1 tRNA gene and 2 rRNA genes (1 of these 3 cut by a window edge) are annotated in these 3,049 nt (G+C 53.9%); all 3 read left to right on the forward strand.

The features are described from left to right. Positions 1–2,639: ribosomal RNA gene (locus tag AC0L2B_RS13370) — 23S ribosomal RNA — on the forward strand; it begins 149 nt to the left of the window's first position. Positions 2,640–2,715: 76 nt separating this feature from the next. After that, positions 2,716–2,830: ribosomal RNA gene (rrf, locus tag AC0L2B_RS13375) — 5S ribosomal RNA — on the forward strand. Between the two features lie 140 nt (positions 2,831–2,970). Then, a tRNA-Met gene (locus AC0L2B_RS13380) sits at positions 2,971–3,047 on the forward strand. The last annotated feature ends 2 nt before the right edge of the window (positions 3,048–3,049 follow it).

Consider the following 3,049-nt stretch of genomic DNA (forward strand, 5'->3'; position numbering starts at 1 on the left):
GCTGCTGTGGTTTCCAAGTATCTGTTATAGGTAACTTATCCTGAATACATAGGGATAAAGTGGCGAACGCGGGGAACTGAAACATCTAAGTACCCGTAGGAAAGGACATCAACCGAGACTCCGGCAGTAGTGGCGAGCGAACCCGGACCAGGCCAGTGGCGATGATGAGACAAGCGGAACCTTCTGGAAAGTAGGGCCATAGTGGGTGACAGCCCCGTACGCGTAATGCAAATCATCGTCCTCGAGTAAGGCGGGACACGTGAAATCCTGTCTGAAATTGGGGGGACCACCCTCCAAGCCTAAGTACTCGTGCATGACCGATAGCGAACTAGTACCGTGAGGGAAAGGTGAAAAGCACCCCGACAAGGGGAGTGAAAGAGTACCTGAAACCGATTGCCTACAAACAGTGGGAGTCCAAGGTTCGTCCTGGGTGACCACGTACCTTTTGTATAATGGGTCAGCGACTTAGTGTGACGAGCAAGCTTAAACCGCTAGGTGTAGGCGCAGCGAAAGCGAGTCTGAACAGGGCGTTCAGTTCGTCGCATTAGACCCGAAACCGAGTGATCTAGCCATGAGCAGGTTGAAGGTAAGGTAACACTTACTGGAGGACCGAACCCATAACTGTTGCAATAGTTCGGGATGACTTGTGGCTAGGGGTGAAAGGCCAATCAAACTCGGAAATAGCTGGTTCTCCGCGAAATCTATTTAGGTAGAGCGTCGACCGAATACCCCAGGGGGTAGAGCACTGGATGGGCTAGGGGTCCTCACCGGATTACCAAACCTAACCAAACTCCGAATACCTGGGAGTACTAGTCGGCAGACACACGGCGGGTGCTAACGTCCGTCGTGAAAAGGGAAACAACCCTGACCTACAGCTAAGGTCCCCAAGTTATGGCTAAGTGGGAAAGGATGTGAGGATCCCAAAACAACCAGGATGTTGGCTTAGAAGCAGCCATCATTTAAAGAAAGCGTAACAGCTCACTGGTCTAAATAAGGGTCTTTGCGCCGAAAATGTAACGGGGCTCAAGCCATACACCGAAGCTTAGGGTTCGTGAGCAATCACGAGCGGTAGCGGAGCGTTCTGTAAGCTGATGAAGCCATACCCGTGAGGGGTGGTGGAGGTATCAGAAGTGCGAATGCTGACATGAGTAACGTAAGGGGAGTGAGAGACTCCCCCGCCGAAAGTCCAAGGGTTCCTGCTTAAAGCTAATCTGAGCAGGGTTAGCCGGCCCCTAAGTCGAGGCAGAAATGCGTAGACGATGGGAACCACGTTAATATTCGTGGGCCTGGAGGAAGTGACGGATCATTGAGGTAGTCCAATCTTATCGGATTGAACGGGCTGCTGCGTGGTTCCAGGAAATAGCTCCTCCTTATAGACCGTACCCGAAACCGACACTGGTGGACTGGTAGAGTATACCAAGGCGCTTGAGAGAACTATGCTGAAGGAACTCGGCAAATTGCACGCGTAACTTCGGAAGAAGCGTGACCCTTTTCCACGCAAGTGGAGGAGGGTGGCACAGACCAGGGGGTAGCGACTGTTTATCAAAAACACAGGGCTCTGCGAAGTCGCAAGACGACGTATAGGGTCTGACGCCTGCCCGGTGCTGGAAGGTTAAGAGGAGGGGTGCAAGCTCTGAATCGAAGCCCCAGTAAACGGCGGCCGTAACTATAACGGTCCTAAGGTAGCGAAATTCCTTGTCGGGTAAGTTCCGACCTGCACGAATGGCGTAACGACTTCCCCGCTGTCTCCAGCATAGACTCAGTGAAATTGAATTCCCCGTGAAGATGCGGGGTTCCTGCGGTTAGACGGAAAGACCCCGTGCACCTTTACTATAGCTTTACATTGGCATTCGTAGTGGCATGTGTAGGATAGGTGGTAGGCTTTGAAACCTGGGCGCCAGCTCAGGTGGAGCCACCCTTGAAATACCACCCTTATCACTATGGATGTCTAACCGCGGCCCGTCATCCGGGTCCGGGACAATGTATGGTGGGTAGTTTGACTGGGGCGGTCGCCTCCTAAAGAGTAACGGAGGCGCGCGATGGTGGGCTCAGAACGGTCGGAAATCGTTCGCTGAGTGCAATGGCATAAGCCTGCCTGACTGCGAGACTGACAAGTCGAGCAGAGACGAAAGTCGGTCATAGTGATCCGGTGGTCCCGCGTGGAAGGGCCATCGCTCAACGGATAAAAGGTACGCCGGGGATAACAGGCTGATGACCCCCAAGAGTCCATATCGACGGGGTTGTTTGGCACCTCGATGTCGACTCATCGCATCCTGGGGCTGGAGCAGGTCCCAAGGGTATGGCTGTTCGCCATTTAAAGCGGTACGTGAGTTGGGTTCAGAACGTCGTGAGACAGTTCGGTCCCTATCTGCCGTGGGTGTAGGAATATTGAAAGGATCTGTCCCTAGTACGAGAGGACCGGGATGGACGGATCTCTGGTGGACCTGTTGTGGCGCCAGCCGCATAGCAGGGTAGCTATATCCGGACGGGATAACCGCTGAAGGCATCTAAGCGGGAAACCCACCTTAAAACGAGTATTCCCTGAGAACCGTGGAAGACGACCACGTTGATAGGCCGGGTGTGGAAGAGCGGCAACGCTTGAAGCTTACCGGTACTAATAGTTCGATCGGCTTGATCGTTCTCATTCCTTATGCCCATCGTGAAAACGATGGTTGGCACAGAAAACAGCTTCTCGAGCAACGTGCGCTTTGCCGACCTGGTGGTTATGGCGGAGCGGCTGCACCCGATCCCATTCCGAACTCGGCCGTGAAACGCTCCAGCGCTGATGGTACTTCGTCTCAAGACGCGGGAGAGTAGGTCGCTGCCAGGTCTGCAAAACGCACGTTGCAAAAATCCAGTCTTCTCCTTACAAAACAGGCCCGCCAATCGGGAACCCGGGCCGCGCAAGCGGCCCTTTCAGTTGGCGCAAGCTTGTACCTAAGTGAAGCGCCGACTTGCTTGAAAAGTTGACGCGGGGTGGAGCAGCCCGGTAGCTCGTCAGGCTCATAACCTGAAGGTCACAGGTTCAAATCCTGTCCCCGCAACCAAA

The organism is Mesorhizobium sp. WSM4815 (assembly GCF_055811575.1).